Source organism: Holdemania filiformis, from assembly GCF_003459085.1.
Lineage (GTDB): Bacteria > Bacillota_I > Bacilli_A > Erysipelotrichales > Erysipelotrichaceae > Holdemania > Holdemania filiformis.
The window spans coordinates 15,764-32,126 of the sequence record NZ_QRUP01000029.1; the positions used below are offsets into that span (position 1 = coordinate 15,764).

Sequence of the window (16,363 nt, forward strand, 5' to 3'; positions counted from 1 at the left end):
AGCGGATTTGTTCTATCCTTGAACGATTCGGCACAAACCTGCGGATGATCCGGCAATCGGCCGTCAGCCGCAGAATCATGGAGGGAAAATCATGGCATTCTGGACACCCTGGCGCGGCTGTCACCGCCAAAGCGAAGGCTGCCGCTATTGTTATATCCACAAGGGCGATGCCCGCCGCGGCGTCGATACGGATAAAATTGTACGCAGCGAGCGTTTTAACGCGCCGCTGGAAAAGAAAGCCAATGGCGAATGGAAAATGAAAAGCGGGCAGATCGTCTATGTCTGCTTCGCCTCCGACTTCTTTGTCGAAGATGCTGATCCGTGGCGCGCGGAAGCCTGGCAGATCATCCGTCAGCGTCCTGATCTTCATTTTCTGTTTCTGACCAAGCGCATCGAACGGTTTTCCATCGGTCTGCCGGACGACTGGGGTGCGGGCTATCCCAATGTGACGATCGGCTGTACCGTCGAGAATCAGCGTCGCGCGGATGAGCGGTTAACGCTGTTCGCCTCGCTGCCGATCGTGCATAAAAGCATTATCTGCCAGCCGATGCTGGAAGCGATAGATCTGGAAAAATGGCTGGATGACGAATCAATTGAGTTGGTCGTCGCCGGCGGGGAATCCGACCGCTGCGCCCGCCCGTTAGACTACGCCTGGATTCTGGATTTGCGCGCCCAGTGCGAACGTCATCACAAGCACTTTGAATTCCGCCAGTGCGGAACGCATTTCATCAAAGACGGCCGGCTCTATACGCTGCCGGTCAAGGAACTCACCCGTCAGGCCCGCAAAGCCGCGATCAACCTCTGACAGCTCGCTTTTTCCAGTCTGAAAATGCGAGGATGTTCTCTATGGCTTGAAGTACAATGAGGATACAGAAAGGATCTGGAAACTATGGAATGGATTGACCGCCTCAACGCCTCGCTGAATTACATCGAGGAACATTTAACAGAAGAAATCAGGATCGAGGAGCTTGCGCGGATCGCCTGTTGTTCCAGCTATCACTATCAACGCATGTTCACGTACATCGCGGGTCTTCCGCTTTCCGAATATCTGCGCCGGCGGCGGATGTCGATCGCCGCGGTCGAGCTGCAGCAGAGTGAAATCAAGGTCATCGACCTTGCCCTGAAATACGGCTATACTTCGCCGACCGCCTTCAACCGGGCGTTCCAAAGCGTGCATGGCCTTGCGCCCTCGGCCGTCCGCAAGCCGGGCTGCTCCGTCAAAACCTTCCCGCCGATCAGTTTCCGGATCACTGTCAAAGGAGTGGAAGAAATGAATTATCGGATTGAAAAGAAAGAAGCGTTTCGGATTGTGGGCTTGTCCGCCCCGATGAAAAGCAACACTGAGGAAAACTTCAGCGTCGTCCCGCAGCTGTGGGGCCGGGCGGCAGAGGAAGGCTGGATCGGAAAACTGGCGACGATGATGAACGCTCAGCCGATGGGGATCTTAGGCGTCAGCGCCTGCTTTGAAAATGAAAACTGGAAATACTTCATCTCCGTGGCGACCGACCAACCAGCGGAAGCCCCGTTGGAGGAATACGTCGTGCCGGCGTTCACATGGGCGATCTTCTCCGGAGAGGGCGTTTGTCCGCAGGCGATTCAGGATCTGGAACGAAGAATTGTCACGGAATGGCTGCCGACCTCCGGATATGAATACGACAACGGCCCGGACATCGAGGTTTATCTGGAACCCGATCCTTCCCAGGCCCGCTTTGAAGTGTGGATTCCCGTGGTACGCGCTCAATCCGGCAACGTGCAATGAGCGCCGCCTTTGACGATTTTAAGCAGAGTCTGAAGCCTGCGGAACAAGCGGGAGTTCAGGCTTTGCATGAGGTCTTGTTAAACCTGGGCTGTCAGGCGGAGATCAACGAAGCCAAAAGCGGATACACCGTCAGCTACCTGAAGCCGGACCGCAAAACGCTGGCGAACTTCGTCTGTCGGAAAACCGGCGTCAAGCTGCGCCTGTACCCGGAAGGCTTAGCCCGGTATGAAGCATTTTTAAGCACGCTGCCGGAAGCAATGAAAAAAGCGATCCGCAAAGCCTCGGTTTGTAAGCGGCTGATCGATCCGGACGACTGCAATCCCCGCTGTCAGACGGGTTATACGTTCACTCTGGATGGCGAATCATTTCAGAAATGTAGGTATATGGCTTTCTTCTTTAACGTAAACGAAAGCACGCTGCCTTCGCTCTTAGCGTTTCTTGAACAGGAACGGTTGACAGCTGCGGCTTAACCTCTTCCCACGATCCCCTCGAAGTTCCCTGAATTTTCTTCTGTTCCGGGAACTTTTTATTTTCTCTCTCCTTTTTTGATCGTGCGTCCCTTCCATCTCCTCAAAAAAAGCTCCGCACAGAATCGCTGTCCCTGAATCCAAGACCGGATTGGGATTGTTCAGTGTGAAGCTTTATTTTATTGTTGTTTATTAATTAAATAAATCACGATTGAAGCAGCGCGCGGATCGCCGGTTCCAGCGCCAACATGTCCGAGGTATCTTTGCGGATCCAGCAGGAAAGCGTCATGCCGTGGATCAGCGCACAGATCTGCGGGGCGATCTGCTTGGCCCGTTCCAGGCTGTATCCGCAGGCAATCAGCTTATCGCAGTATAACTGAATCCAACGCTGGTACACCTGTTTCGCGGCCGCTTCCATTTCGACGCTGATATCGGAAGCTTCGATGCCGATGAATGTGATGACCAGCGACGTCGCATACCCCTTGTGATTTTCCAGCATATCCGCAATGTGATGCGCCATCTTGACAAACACTTCCTCAGCGTTATCCGATACCGGGAAGATCGAGGCCAGAATCCCCTGTTCCATGCGCTCGTAGGCATAATTTAAGACTTCGACGCCCAGCTGATTCTTGCCGCCGGGGAAGAAATAGTAAAACGATCCTTTGGGAATGCCGCAGACATCCAGGATTTCCTTCAGGCCAACCCCGTAATAACCCTTCTGAGCGATCAAATTCGCCGCCGATTTCAGAATCCGCAGTCGTTTCTCATTGGTTTTTTCCTGATTCATCCTGTTCTCCCCCATCCCTGGCCGCCATTTGCTTTCTTTCTCTGTCTTTTTATTATAAACTAGAATTAAGGATTAAAGAAAGAGCCGATCCCAAAATCTCGATATAAAGTGCGAAATTGTCCTTGGTTTGTTGCGCATACTGAAATCACAGACTGTTGCTTGTCTGTTCTGCCGGGCAGACCTGATCTTAAGTTCCCGCATTTTCTTTCTTTTTAATTTAGATTGGAGTCCCTTTTATGAAGAAACAACCCCGCCGCGGATTCCGGATTCTGGCCGCGCTTGGAATTTTCATCCTGATGATCGCCGGTTTTCTCGTGCTTCAGACCCTTTCGATCATCCGGCCGCGTCAGATTGATCAGATGCTGTCCATGCGCTGCATCGGTGCGTGTCCGGCAGAATTCATGGACCTTCATCTTCAAGGATATGTCGATCAATTTCATCATTTTCACGGTTCTTTACAGGTCGGTGAGTTGGAAATCCAGCTGGAAAACAGGGACATGATGCCTGCGTCGTTATTTCCAGACAAAGAATATCAGCATGGGGACTTGAAAATCTCCCCGTTCGCGCCGGATCTGGTCTATGTCGTCAACCGTCCGATGACCCAGTGGTTTATCGCAGACGGAGATCGATCCTTTTTAATTCTGCCCGTGAATTTTGATCGGAATCAGCTGGAGAAGGTCGAACGCGCCGCCGGCGTTCATCTCGGATCTCAAAACTGGAACTGAGCTGAACGACCCTGATCCGGCAAACGGTACCGATCATTTTTGTCACAATCTCCAATTCTCCTCGTTTTTCAATTATAATAAGGAAGATGGAGGAGGATCCGTTATGAACAAGATCTGGATTATCGAGGATGACGCCAGCCTGGCCCGGCTGATCTCGGAAAATTTAACAAAATGGGGCTATCCTTGCGAAGCAGCGACGAATTTTGATCAGCTGGACAAAGAGTTTTTAAGCGTGCAGCCGCAGCTGATCATCCTGGACGTTTCGCTGCCGGGGAAAAGCGGTCATGCCTGGTGTGCGGAAATCCGCAAGCTGTCCAAGGTGCCGATTCTTTTCCTGTCCTCGCATAACGAAAATTTAGATATTATCATGGCCCTGAACCAGGGTGGCGACGATTATCTGACCAAGCCGTTTTCCATGGAAATTCTGGTTGCCCGAATTCAGGCGCTGCTGCGCCGGGCTTACAGCTATGAGCCTTCGGGTACGCTGATGGAGTTTCAGGGCGCGGTCTTCAATCTTGCCGACGCTTCCTTAAGCAAAGACGGCCGGCAATGCGAGCTGACCAAGAATGAATTTAAAATTCTGCAGCTGCTTCTGGAAAATAAAAATAAAGTCGTATCGCGGGAAAAGATCATGTTGAAGCTATGGAACAACGACTGCTTTGTCGATGAGAATACGCTGACCGTCAACGTCAACCGCCTGCGCAGGAAAATGGAACAACTGGGGATCGATGATTGTATCGAAACCCGCAAGGGACTGGGGTATCTGCTTCATGCTTAAAAGCTATCTGCGCTATCGCCAGTTTCTGTTTCTCTGGACGGGGATCGTTCTGGCGATCTACGCCTTCCTGCAATATCTCTACTGGTATCCGCTGGAATCAATCGGCTACACCGCGCTGATCGTCCTGACGCTTCTGGTCTTGATTTCTGCGCTGGATTACCGCCGTTACCGCCGCCGGCTGCGGCAGCTGGACTCGTTGACAGAAGCGTGGATCAGTCTGGAACGGGAAATGCCGGACACCCGCGATCCGCTGGAGCAGTGCTATCAACAGCTGATCCTGAAACAACGCGCCATTCTGACGGAAGAAAAGGAAAAGCAGAACGCCGCGCAGAAACAGCGGGAAGAACTGGTCACGATGTGGATGCATCAGATTAAACTGCCGCTGGCCTCGCTGAGTTTGATTCTTGAAAGTCTGGAACCGGAAGACACAATTTCCGCCAGTCATCTCAATGAAATGAAACTGGCGCTGATGCGGACGGAACAGTACGCGCAAACCGCGCTGAAAGCGATCCAGATTGAAAATCTGAAAGAGGACCTGATTTTAGAACCGTGCGATCTGGGCGAACTGTGCGCGGAAGTGATCCGCAAGCAGGCGCTGCCGTTCATCCTGAAAAAGCTGCAGCTGAACTTCACACCTTTTCATCAAACCATCGTCACTGACCGCAAGTGGCTGGGCTTCATTCTGGAACAGCTGTTGTCCAACGCCTTAAAATATACTGACGCCGGCACGATCAGCGTCACCTTTCTCTGTGATCCAACGCCGCATTTAATCATCGCTGATACCGGCCGGGGCATCGCCGCCGCGGATCAGGCACGGCTGTTTGAGCGGGGATACACCGGCTATAATGGCCATCATGATTTCAAGGCCAGCGGGATCGGGCTTTATCTCTGCCGGAAAACTGCCGATTCACTCAATATCAAGCTGCATCTTGAATCCGAAAAAGAGAAAGGCACGCAGGTCCATCTGATTTTCCCTTCTCCCGATCTGTTTTTCTACCGCTGATTTCTTCCTTTGCGCATCGTGACAGAAATGTTCGATTGCCCGGGAAATTGTTCGTCAAGTCGATGGAGCGAGGTTCAGCGCTGCGATAAAATGGGATCAGATGAAAGAAATGAGGGATGCAAAATGGAACTGCTGCGAGCAGAAAACATTCAAAAAGTGTATAACACCCGCGCCGGAGGCAAACCGTGCCGTGCTTTGGCCGGGGTCAGCTTCTCCGTGGAAGCGGGGGAATTCGTTGCGATCATGGGCGCGTCGGGATCGGGTAAATCGACCCTGCTTAATATTCTGGCGACCTTGGATACGCCGACCAGCGGCGAGGTGTTTCTGGAAGGACAGTCCATGAAACAGATCAAAGGGAAAAACCTGGCGGCCTTCCGGCGCGAAAAGCTGGGCTTCGTCTTCCAGGATTTCAATTTACTGGACACCTTTACTGTCCGCGACAACATCCTGCTTCCGCTGGTGCTCAGCCGGACGCCGTTAGCGGAAATGGAACAGCGGCTGAAACCGGTCGTTGCCAGCCTGGGCATTGAGCCGCTGCTGGATCATTTCCCGGTTGAAATTTCCGGCGGTGAGAAACAACGCACCGCTGTGGCGCGGGCGGTCATTACCGAGCCCCGCTTAATTCTGGCGGATGAACCGACCGGGGCCTTGGACTCCCATTCTTCTCAGCAGCTGCTGAACATCTTCGACCGGCTGAACGAACAAGGCCAGACCTTGTTGATGGTGACGCACAGCTCGCTGGCAGCCAGCCATGCCCGGCGGGTGCTGTTTATCCGCGACGGCAAGCTGTTCGCGGAATTATGCCGCGGCGATCAGTCTCAACAAGTCTTCTACGACCGGATTACCGCTTCGCTGTCCATGGCGACGCGTCAGGACGGGGAGAGCTTATGATCCGGTATGCTTTCCGGCTGGCCTGCGCCAATCTGAAACGCACGCAAAATGTGACGCTGCCGTTTTTCATCGCCAGTACGGTCACAGTATTCCTACATTTTCTGATCATGACGATGATGTTTAATCCGCATGTCCCGGAAATCCGCGGCGGATCGACGCTGGCTTTTATTTTCCAGCTGGGTGTGTTCGTCATCACGACCTTCGCGATTCTGTTCATGATCTCGATTCATCAGATGCTTTTAAAAAAGCGGAAGAAGGAATTGGGCTTATATACGATCCTGGGGATGGAAAAGAAGCATATCTCACTGATTCTGTTCTGGGAAAACACCCTTCAGGCCCTCGCTTCACTCGTCTTGGGTCTGGCGCTGGGCTGGATCGGCGGCCGGCTGATGTGGATGATCCTGCTGCGGATGCTCAACAGTCCTAACGGTCTGCCCTATGCCTTTTCCTGGACCGCCCTGGGCTGGACCTCTGTTGTCTTTCTCGGCTTGTATCTGGCAACGACCGGGATTTCGCTGATTCAGATCCACCGGATCAATCCGATCGAGCTGCTTCACAGTGAAAAGCAGGCGGATAAGCCGGTACGTTTCCTGGCCGTTAAAACCGGGATCGGCCTGATCTGCCTGATCGCCGCCTACGCCGTCGCATTGTTCACCAACAATATGTTTACCGCGCTGATGGTCTTCTTCTTCGACTGTATGCTTGTGATCTTTGCGACTTCGATTCTTTTTGAATCCGGCACGACGTTCTTTCTGCGCCGGCTGAAAAAAAGAAAGTCCTTCTATTACAAACCGGACAACTTCGTCGCGGTGTCGATGCTTTCCCACCGGATCCGCCGCAACGCCGCCAGTCTGACGACGATCTGCATCCTCAGCACGATGTTGTTAGTGACGATGGGCGGCAGCGCGGCCTTGTTCTTCGGCGAGGAAAACGCGCTTTCTGAATCCAACCCCGACGATCTGACCTACACGCTCAGTGAGGAACTGACTTCCTCTCAACGGGATGAAATTACAGCGGCTGCCGCCGAACTGGCTGAAACGCATCATGTTACGCTGGAGGATGTGCAGATCTACAGCTATGGCGAAGCGTATTCCAAACTGGAAGGAAAGACGCTGAGTCCGTTTACCAACGATGATTATCTCGTCGGTTTCCGCAGCGCGGTGATCGATTACGGTTACGATATCTTTTTCATTCCGGCCGCCACCTATCAGCGGATTACCGGTCAGGCTCCGGAGCTTCAAGACGACGAGCTTCTGATTCTGACGGGCAACGATCAAATTCATCTCTCTGAATTAACGATTCAGGATAAAACCTACGCCGTTCGGGATATCCAGCGCAGTACGCCGTTCACGCAGCGCAAATACAACAACGGCGGCGGCACGAATTCTTCGGATTCCAGCGAGCTGGTGTTTCTGGTCTTCGCGGATGAAGCGGCGATGCTGCCGGTTCAGGATTATCTTCAGGAGGGTGAATGGGAAACCAGCACCCGGATCGGCGTTAATTACGCCGGCACGCTGGAAGACCGCACGGCGTTCTACGAGGCGTTGAACCAGAAGGTTCGCAGTCTGGGGCCGGTTCAATATGCAACCTGTCTGGATTACGACCGGCAGGAATTCAAAAGTATGTACGGCGGATTGTTATTTGTCGGCGTGTTCTTCTCGATCTTATTTCTGACGGCAACCGTGCTGATCATTTATTTCAAGCAGATCTCGGAAGCGATGGATGATCGCGAACAGTACATCATCCTGCAGAAAGTCGGTATGGACGAACAAGAGGTGTCCGCGACGATCAACCGGCAGGTCATGCTCGTCTTCTTCCTGCCGCTGGTTACTGCTTTAATTCATACCGGATTTGCCACGCCGCTGATGCAGACGCTGTTGGTGGCGCTGAAGCTGACAAACCCAATCTTCACCTATGCCTGCGTCAGTGTGTGCGCTGTGATCTTCACGATCTTCTATCTGATTTTCTACCGCATGACTTCGCAGATCATTAAGAAAGAAGTAGCGTTCTGAGTTCATAGTTAAAAAGATTCCAGGTTCCTTCATTCCTAAAACTCCGGCACCCCTTGGATAAGAAACAAATGATAAAAACTCCCGGCTTTGAAATGATTCCTTCTTGGGAATCGCACGCTTTCCGGCGGACTTCATCGCTGGGAGTTTTTGTTTTGTATTTCAGGTTTGCGGATGAACAAGCATGGGCGTGATCCAACTTTCAGCGTCTGCCCATCCATGGGATGAATTTCCACATTGCACGAAGCTGGAATCGGTGTTGGATCCAATTCTGATCACCGCCGGCATCTTCCTGATTTTCTTATGGGTTAAACTGAGGAAACGATTGCCTTTGTTTCCGGCTTTCTTTATTCGTCAAGCGTCAGACTGTCAATCCAGTCCGCAAGCTCCTCGCGGCTTGTCCCGGCCGCAAAGCGGCGGCCTTCCAGCCAGGTTCCTTTGTTTCCCGCCTGAGCCTGCAGATCAACGGCGCTGCTTCCAATGCCGCTGCTGCCGGAGGTGCAGAACGGAATGACAATCTTTCCGGTGAAATCTACGCTTTCCACAAAGGTGCTGACGATCCGCGGCGCATGACCCCACCAGATTGGATAGGCCAGCACGACGATGGAATAATCCTCAAAGTTTTCCACGTTCTCCGCCAGAGCCGGACGGCTGGTCTCATCGTTCATTTCCTGACTTGACCGGCTGTCGTCATCATTGTAATTCAGATCGTCCGTGGTGTAAGGTTCAGCCGGGACAATCTCAAACAGATCAGCCTGCAGGATCTCCGCAATTGCTTCAGCCAGCGGTTTTGTATTGCCTGTGGCAGAGAAATAAACGACCAGCGTCCGATCCGCCTCCTCCGGAATTTCCGGTGAAAGAAGCGGATCCGTACTAACCGCCGGACTGGGTTCCGCCGGCGCAGGTGTCGTCTGCGGATTCACAGTCGTGGAGGGTTGTTTCGCTGTTCCACATCCGGTCAGGCAAAACAAAGCAAGCAGTAACGTCCATTTTCCTAATTTTTGTTTCATTGTATTTTCTTCTTTCTTTTATAAACTCGTTAACACTGGATTCTTCAGATAATCGTAAACCCGTTTGACTTCGGAAGGTTTTCGTGTATCCAGCATCGATGGACAATGCTTGTCCAAGGCGGCGATATTCCGAAGATCTTCCTCATCCAGCGAAAAATCCCAGATGGCCAGATTTTCCTTCATCCGCTGGACATGCACCGACTTCGGAATCACGATCACCCCTTGTTGAATGTTCCAGCGCAGGATAACCTGAGCGGGACTTTTACCGTATTTTGCGGCGATGGTCTTCAGCACCGGTTCGTCAAACATCCCTTTCAAGCCTTCCGCAAACGGCGCCCAGGCTTCCGGCTGAACACCGAACTGCCGCATCAGCACGAGATCTTCCTGGCGTTGATAATGTGGATGACGTTCAATCTGATTGATCTGCGGGAGAATTTCAACGTTATAACATAGATCCATCAGCCGGTCCGGCATGAAGTTGCAGACACCGATCGCCCGGACTTTTCCTGCTTTGTAAAGCTCCTCCAGTGCCCGCCACGAGCCGTAAACATCGCCAAACGGCATGTGGATCAAATACAGATCGAGATAATCCAAACCCAGCTTATCCAGAGATTCCTCAAAGGCCTGCAGGGTTTTCGTGTAGCCCATTTGTTGAATATAACATTTAGTCGTTATAAATAAATCCTTGCGGTCAATCCCGGATCGGCGAATAGCCCGGCCGACCGCCGCTTCGTTTTGATAAGAACTGGCAGTATCAATCAAACGATACCCGGTTTTTAATGCATCCAGCACCGCCTGTTCACAAGCCGCAGGATCGGTAATTTGAAAAACGCCGTAGCCTTCCATCGGCATTTTCACGCCGTTGCTTAGTTTCTGATATTCCATGGATTTTCTCCTCCTATTCGCTGACAGTAATCGTGATCGTGCCGGACAGCGCTTCGATTTCATCGATTCCGTCGATCACCTGGCCTAATTCATAGAGTTGGCTTCCTTGTCCGAAATGATCGTAAAACAGAACAACGTCTGCCCACGGCGAATAATAAGCCAGCGTTCCCTTCTCCGCATTTGCCAGCTGTGCATCGGAAATATCCAGCTTTTCGGGCGGATAGAATGTTTTTTCGTTGGTGCTGAAATTTTCCACTTCGATGGTCAGCGGCAGTTGGACAACCAGATCCGCAGCCGCCTGACTGTCGTTTAACTCGCAAAGAATCGTAACGGTTTCAGATTCAATTTGAATTCTCATCGGTTTTTCCTCCTTGTTATCCTGAACTCCCATGTGTTCCGGTATCCCGGTGGGTGTCGTCTGTTCTCCATGTGTTTCCTGTTGAATTTCCGCCGCTATGGACGGCTCCGGACTGGACTGTGAATTCCCAGATCCTGAACAGGCTGTCAAGAAGCAGACCGACAGAAACAGACAAATATGAATTTTTTTCATTGTCCTCACCTCCTGTGATCTTAAAAGCATTGTCTGAACCTTGTCTAAAAGCTAACGTAAGCGTCAGAGTTTCTTTTTTCCTTGTTCCGCCAACCGCAGTCCATAATCCAGCGCGTCCACTTTCCGCTGCGCGGCATGCAGCTGATCCATCAATTGACAACGTTGGCCTTGCAGCAGGTATAACAGCTCCGCGCTTTGATGATCCCGGACAGCCTGCCGGATTTGATCCTGGATCTCCTTTGGGAAATCACAGACGGACATCCAGAGCTGAAGCTCTGTCGAAGAATTCCTCAAGCTCAACCAAGCCTCCTTCTATCTGTATCATAATGAGAATTTCACCTGATCGCAAACAGTTATTATGAATCATAAATCATCGTTTTTAAGAATGATAAAAACATGTTAAAATACAAAGAGAACGTGTCTTGGTTACGGAATGAGGTGAAATGAATGATCGAAACCCGGCTTCTGACTTATTTTCTCGCCGTCGCGCGGGAACAAAACATCACGAAAGCGGCGGAGACCCTGCACATAACCCAGTCAACTTTATCCAAACAGATGATGGATCTGGAGTTCCAGCTCGGCAAATCGTTATTTATCCGTGGGAAACGCAAGCTGACGTTAACGGAAGAAGGCCTGTTTCTGCGCAACAAAGCTCAGGATATTTTAGAACTGATCGACAATACCGAAGCTGCTTTTCACTCTCAGGGCAGTCATCTGAGCGGCGATATTACGATTGGATGCGGCGAAACTTCAGCGATGTCCATGATTGCGGATGAATACGCTCATTTTCATCAACACTATCCTGACGTTCGTCTTCACACTTACAGCGGCGCTGCCGATTTGGTCATGGAACGGCTGGATAAGGGTTTAGTTGATATCGGCCTGCTTCTCGGCCCAGTGCGGCAGGAGAAATATGATTATCTCACGCTGAAACAAAGGGATACTTACGGCTTGTTAATGCGGGATGATTGCGAGCTGGCAGGGCAACGCTCCATTCAGGTTGAACAACTGAAAGAGCTGCCGCTGATCATCGCGGAACAAACTTTTTCCGGCCACCAGATTTTAGAGGGACTGGGACTGGATTCGATGCAGATTGTCGGAACGTATAATCTGATTTATAACGCGATGTTCTTTGTGGAAAAAGGTATCGGCGCGGCGTTATGTCTGGATCATCTGGTCAATACAGAGGGGCGGCCTCTCGTTTTCCGTCCGATCACTCCGGAATTATCCGTAGATCTGACGCTGGTCACCAAGAAGTACCAGACCTTTTCCCCTGCGGTTAAGGTATTTCTGGAACGATTGAAAATCTGGATTCAAAGAACCGCTGAAAACAATGAATAACAAAAAAACTGACAGTCCGATTTCCAATCAGAAGCTGTCAGTATTTTATTTTTCATTGCATCGAATTCCTGTAAAAATATCCTTTTACTCGTATTTCTTTCCCGCATAGATCATCGGGATTAACAGGCCCGCCAGATAGGTCAGAAGCAGAACGATCTTCACAAGCCATGGATTACCTTGGAACAAAAGCGTCAGAAGTCCGTACAAAACCGGCATCAGCACTAACGAACTCAGCGCCCAATTCCGGCCGGCCTTCATGATATGCGGCCAGTTGCGGTTGTTAAAGTAAATTCCAACGAGATTCATTCGGAAGACGCCGCTGCTGTAACTGCTGATTTTGTTTTCATCATAATAAGCGGGCAGTTTTTCCCGCGCGAACAGGCAAAAGTAAAGACCAAAGATCACGCTGAGCAGTTCCGCTAAGTATAAATCGTTGAACGCCATGGAAGTCACTTGATGAAAGTGCCGCAGCGCTCCTATTTCCCCCAGAGAAATCGCGAAACAAAGCAAAAGCAGCAAGCCGTTTTTCCAGCTGCGCTGCTTTCTCACCTGCGGATCTTCCTCGCTCATCGTTATCGCTTTTTTTACAAGCTTATCGACTTGATGGGCGCTCATCGGTTCCGATTGAGAAATTCTCCGGCATTCCAGCAGCTCCGCCACGCTCACATCCAAAGCCTGAGCCAGCGGCACTAACAGCGTGATATCCGGCATATTCAGACCGCGTTCCCATTTACTGACCGCTTTATCTGAAATCATGAGCTTCTGCGCCAGATCTTTTTGCGTCATTTGTTTCTGTCTTCGCTGATCGGCGACAAACGCTCCGAATTGTTGCTTATCTAATTCAAACATAACTCCGTCCTCCTGCCGTTATTCTATAACAGAAGTTCAAAAACATCGACCGACGGGTGGTTGAGTTTGTATTTTCCTGCGCTTTTCCATAAGATAACTCACACGTTTACCCGCATTTTAAGGATAAGGGAATAGCGAATCATTTTGATATCCACTGCCCTGCAAGGCCATCCGGGTTCATAATGAAAGACTGGAAAGAACTTCTCTCCCCAGTCTAGCTTTTTTGATGATTGCCTTTTTTTATTCCTCGCTCGGCTGCGGCAGCGCCTTCAGCTGTTGATGCCGGCTGAAGATTTCCATGAATTCCTCGCCGGTAATCGTTTCCTTCTGAAGCAGGTATTCCGCTTCCTCATGCAGCAGCTGCGCGTTGTCCTCAAGAATCTTCCGGGCTTCCGCGTGCGCGTTCTTGATGATCGCCATGACTTCCTTGTCGATCAAGGTTGCCGTTTCATTCGAACAAACCAGCGAAGCGTCGCCGCTCAGATATCGGTTGTTCACCGTTTCCAGCGCCGTCATGCCGAACTGATCGCTCATGCCCAGCTGAGCCACCATCGCCCGCGCCAGCCGTGTCGCCTGTTCGATATCGTTGGACGCGCCGGAGGTGCAGATATTGAACATAAATTCTTCCGCCGCCCGGCCGCCGGTCAGCGTGCGGATCTTTTCCAGAATTTCGTCCTTGCTCATTAAGACGCTTTCCTGCTCCGCCACCTGCATCGTATAGCCCAGCGAACCGTTGGTATGCGGGATAATCGTAATCTTATGCACCGGTGCAGAATTTTTCGATACCGCGGCGACCAGGGCGTGACCGATTTCATGATAGGCGATAATCCGTTTTTCCTTTTCGGAAATGACCGCGCCTTTGCGTTCCTTCCCGGCGATCACCGTGTCGACCGCTTCATCAAAATCATGCTGCATGACCTTGGAATGACCATTGCGCACCGCCGCTAACGCCGCTTCATTGACAATGTTCGCCAGCTCTGCGCCGGAAGCACCGGAGGTGGATAACGCGATCGTGCGGTAATCGATATCGCTGTCGACAACGATGTCCTTGACGTGAACTTTCAAGATTTCTTCACGGCCCTTTAAGTCCGGAAGTTCGACAGGAATCCGCCGGTCGAACCGCCCCGGTCTTAACAACGCTTTATCCAGCGTTTCCGGCCGGTTGGTCGCCGCCAGGATGACGACGCCCTTGCTTCCGTCGAAGCCGTCCATTTCCGCTAACAGCTGGTTCAGCGTCTGTTCGCGCTCATCATTGCCGCCCATGCCGTTAGCGCTGTCACGCTTTTTGCCGATCGTATCAATCTCGTCGATGAAGACGATACACGGCGCTTTTTCCTGCGCCTGCTTAAACAGATCACGGACCCGCGCAGCACCCATGCCGACGAACATCTCCACAAATTCCGAACCGGAAATCGAGAAGAACGGAACGTTCGCTTCCCCCGCAACCGCCTTGGCCAGCAGCGTCTTACCGGTGCCCGGAGGCCCGACCAACAGCGCGCCCTTCGGCATCTTCGCGCCCAGCTTCTTATATTTATCCGGATTGTGCAGGAAGTCGACGATCTCGTTCAGCGCTTCCTTCGCTTCATCCTGCCCCGCTACGTCCTGGAACGTCTTGCCCGTTTCCGCCGACACATAGATTTTCGCGCTGGACTTCCCGAACGTCATCGTGTTCGCGCCCATTTTCTTCGCCAGCTGTTTCGAGAACAATTGGCCGACGCCCAGAATGATGATGATCGGCACCAGCCACATCAACATATCCATCAAGAAGGAATTCTGCTGCGGAATAACCGCTGTGTACTGCGCCCCGCTCTGTTCCAGCCGCTCTGTCAGCGTCGCGTCGTTGGGCATAATGCCGGTCACGAACACATTTTTCTTGTTATCCTTGATCGTGTAAGCGATCTTGCCGGTCTGGTTGTCCACCTGGACTTCTTCAACCTGTTTTTCATCCAGGGCGGCGATCAGGTCGCTGTAGCCGACTTCCTTGATCCGCTGGTTCTGGATCATCGGCGTCACGAACAAATTAAATGCCATCAGCGCGATCAACATCACGAAATAATAATAAATTAACGGTTTCTTATTTTTTGGTTTTTCTGTTTTCATAAATCCTCCCGATCCAGGAACGCGTTTAACTTCCGTAATCCTGAATTAATTTCATCCAGCTCCGCCGGCGTCATCTTTAACGAAATCTGATCACTTTGAAGCGCGATCTGATGATCGCAGTCGCGGATCAGCTGCAGCGATTTTTCCGACAGACAGATCCGCACCGTGCGCTGATCCTGTTGGGAACGCACGCGATGCAGAAAGCCGTTGCGTTCCAGCCGCTGACAGATCGCTGAGATATTGCTGACGGTCATGCCGGCTGCCTCCGCCAGATCACAGATCCGCTGACCGTCTTCTTTAAACAGCTCGATCATTACGACCGCCTGCGGACCGGTCAGGCCCAGTGGTTCGTACAGTTCCTTCAGGCAATGATGCAGGCGCATATTAATCTGCCGCAAAAGCGACATCATTTCCATGACTTGCTCACTCATAAATCCTCCACTTCTAAATATTCAATGCATTGAATATCTATCTGTTGAAAATTATAGTTCCAGTCCTCGTTTCTGACAAGACTTCTGCTTCACTTCACACAATCTCACAAATTTACTCCATTTTTTCCGGCAGATCTTCCAGCCGCACTTTCCGTTCGGTGAGCTTCTCTGAGAACAGGATCGCTGGATTCTGCGTTTTCAGAAACGCCATGACAGTCTGGGCGTCGCGATCATGCTGCAGCTGAATCAAGGTTGTCCTGCGTCCCCGGGCATTGATCTGCAGCTGACATGGAGCGTACAGCTTCTCCGACTTCCGCAGCGGCACCTGCGCGTAGCTGCACATTGTGATTTCATCATAAGTCCCCTGGACGCCCTGCTTGTTAAACCAGGATATCCAGCGGTCTTCGAGAAAGAACGTCGTATCGACCTGCCGGTAAAGCAGCCGCTGCGGTCCCCGCAGACTCTGGGTGAAACGTTTGACCTGACCCAGTTCATGCACCGCCTGAATTAAGCGAACGGCCAGTGCCGCCAGGAAAGCGACGATGAACAAGCTGATGTAAAGCGATTGACTGATCCAGGCCAGAATGGCTGCCGCGATCAACAAAAATAAATAGAACATCAGCGCCCGGCTGTGTTTTTTGACGACCTGTTTCTGAATGAGTTCTGTGATGTGTTTCATAACCATCACCTCCGTTAAATTCATTGTATCATATTTTTCTTATTTCTCGTATTCATTATTCTTTTCTTATACAGATTTCAAATATTGTACAAAAAAACC

General features: G+C 51.3%; 18 protein-coding genes. 9 read left to right on the forward strand and 9 right to left on the reverse strand.

From position 1 onward, the window contains the following. Positions 1-91 precede the first annotated feature (91 nt). From DWY25_RS16310 to DWY25_RS16320, 3 genes are all read left to right on the forward strand, one after another. A complete protein-coding gene (locus DWY25_RS16310) occupies positions 92-805 on the forward strand; it encodes a DUF5131 family protein (protein WP_117896120.1) in 714 nt (237 codons plus the stop codon). An 84-nt stretch (positions 806-889) separates the two neighbouring features. Further along, positions 890-1,759 carry an AraC family transcriptional regulator gene (locus DWY25_RS16315; protein ID WP_117896121.1) on the forward strand — a complete coding sequence of 290 codons (870 nt, stop codon included), beginning with the start codon at positions 890-892 and terminating at the stop codon, positions 1,757-1,759. Next, positions 1,756-2,229: a hypothetical protein gene (locus DWY25_RS16320; RefSeq protein WP_117896122.1), complete on the forward strand. Its 474-nt coding sequence runs from the start codon at positions 1,756-1,758 to the stop codon at positions 2,227-2,229. Before DWY25_RS16315 ends, DWY25_RS16320 begins: the two co-directional genes overlap by 4 nt. A gap of 202 nt (positions 2,230-2,431) precedes the next feature. Here DWY25_RS16320 and DWY25_RS16325 read toward each other — a convergent pair whose 3' ends face one another. Beyond that, a complete protein-coding gene (locus tag DWY25_RS16325; RefSeq protein ID WP_181981880.1) occupies positions 2,432-3,013 on the reverse strand; it encodes a TetR/AcrR family transcriptional regulator in 582 nt (193 codons plus the stop codon). Between the two features lie 236 nt (positions 3,014-3,249). On the opposite strand from DWY25_RS16325, the gene DWY25_RS16330 reads away from it, so the two are divergent. The 5 genes from DWY25_RS16330 to DWY25_RS16350 all read left to right on the forward strand — a co-directional run bounded on the left by DWY25_RS16330 (position 3,250) and on the right by DWY25_RS16350 (position 8,422). Continuing rightward, positions 3,250-3,738 (forward strand): hypothetical protein, encoded by a 489-nt coding sequence (locus DWY25_RS16330; RefSeq protein WP_117896124.1) that lies wholly within the window; start codon positions 3,250-3,252, stop codon positions 3,736-3,738. Between the two features lie 103 nt (positions 3,739-3,841). After that, a complete protein-coding gene (locus DWY25_RS16335) occupies positions 3,842-4,516 on the forward strand; it encodes a response regulator transcription factor (RefSeq protein ID WP_117896125.1) in 675 nt (224 codons plus the stop codon). Then, complete coding sequence (locus tag DWY25_RS16340) at positions 4,509-5,519, forward strand: sensor histidine kinase (protein ID WP_181981881.1); 1,011 nt, start codon at positions 4,509-4,511, stop codon at positions 5,517-5,519. The genes DWY25_RS16335 and DWY25_RS16340 overlap by 8 nt, the downstream gene beginning before the upstream one ends. Positions 5,520-5,642: 123 nt before the next feature. After that, positions 5,643-6,410 (forward strand): ABC transporter ATP-binding protein, encoded by a 768-nt coding sequence (locus DWY25_RS16345; RefSeq protein WP_117896127.1) that lies wholly within the window; start codon positions 5,643-5,645, stop codon positions 6,408-6,410. Continuing rightward, the gene (locus DWY25_RS16350; RefSeq protein ID WP_181981882.1) at positions 6,407-8,422 is read left to right on the forward strand and encodes an ABC transporter permease; all 2,016 of its coding nucleotides are present in this window, start codon (positions 6,407-6,409) and stop codon (positions 8,420-8,422) included. Before DWY25_RS16345 ends, DWY25_RS16350 begins: the two co-directional genes overlap by 4 nt. A 344-nt stretch (positions 8,423-8,766) precedes the next feature. On the opposite strand, the gene DWY25_RS16355 is transcribed toward DWY25_RS16350, so the two are convergent. The 4 genes from DWY25_RS16355 to DWY25_RS16370 all read right to left on the reverse strand — a co-directional run bounded on the left by DWY25_RS16355 (position 8,767) and on the right by DWY25_RS16370 (position 11,164). Further along, positions 8,767-9,429: a flavodoxin gene (locus tag DWY25_RS16355; protein WP_117896129.1), complete on the reverse strand. Its 663-nt coding sequence runs from the start codon at positions 9,427-9,429 to the stop codon at positions 8,767-8,769. A gap of 18 nt (positions 9,430-9,447) precedes the next feature. Then, positions 9,448-10,314: an aldo/keto reductase gene (locus DWY25_RS16360; RefSeq protein ID WP_117896130.1), complete on the reverse strand. Its 867-nt coding sequence runs from the start codon at positions 10,312-10,314 to the stop codon at positions 9,448-9,450. A gap of 13 nt (positions 10,315-10,327) precedes the next feature. Further along, a complete protein-coding gene (locus tag DWY25_RS17900) occupies positions 10,328-10,864 on the reverse strand; it encodes a cyclophilin-like fold protein (protein WP_220412970.1) in 537 nt (178 codons plus the stop codon). Between the two features lie 63 nt (positions 10,865-10,927). Further along, positions 10,928-11,164, reverse strand: coding sequence for a hypothetical protein (locus DWY25_RS16370; protein ID WP_117896131.1), 237 nt, complete (start codon positions 11,162-11,164; stop codon positions 10,928-10,930). Positions 11,165-11,311: 147 nt separating this feature from the next. Here DWY25_RS16370 and DWY25_RS16375 point away from each other — a divergent pair, with 147 nt between their 5' ends. Further along, complete coding sequence (locus DWY25_RS16375) at positions 11,312-12,205, forward strand: LysR family transcriptional regulator (protein ID WP_117896132.1); 894 nt, start codon at positions 11,312-11,314, stop codon at positions 12,203-12,205. An 84-nt stretch (positions 12,206-12,289) separates the two neighbouring features. Here DWY25_RS16375 and DWY25_RS16380 read toward each other — a convergent pair whose 3' ends face one another. From DWY25_RS16380 to DWY25_RS16395, 4 genes are all read right to left on the reverse strand, one after another. Further along, positions 12,290-13,054: a helix-turn-helix domain-containing protein gene (locus DWY25_RS16380; protein ID WP_117896133.1), complete on the reverse strand. Its 765-nt coding sequence runs from the start codon at positions 13,052-13,054 to the stop codon at positions 12,290-12,292. A gap of 240 nt (positions 13,055-13,294) precedes the next feature. Then, positions 13,295-15,154 (reverse strand): ATP-dependent zinc metalloprotease FtsH, encoded by a 1,860-nt coding sequence (gene ftsH / locus DWY25_RS16385; RefSeq protein WP_117896134.1) that lies wholly within the window; start codon positions 15,152-15,154, stop codon positions 13,295-13,297. Continuing rightward, entirely contained in the window at positions 15,151-15,585 is a 435-nt protein-coding gene (locus DWY25_RS16390; protein ID WP_117896135.1) for a MarR family winged helix-turn-helix transcriptional regulator, read from the reverse strand. Before DWY25_RS16390 ends, ftsH begins: the two co-directional genes overlap by 4 nt. Positions 15,586-15,697: 112 nt before the next feature. Continuing rightward, entirely contained in the window at positions 15,698-16,264 is a 567-nt protein-coding gene (locus DWY25_RS16395) for a hypothetical protein (RefSeq protein ID WP_117896136.1), read from the reverse strand. Positions 16,265-16,363: the final 99 nt, after the last annotated feature.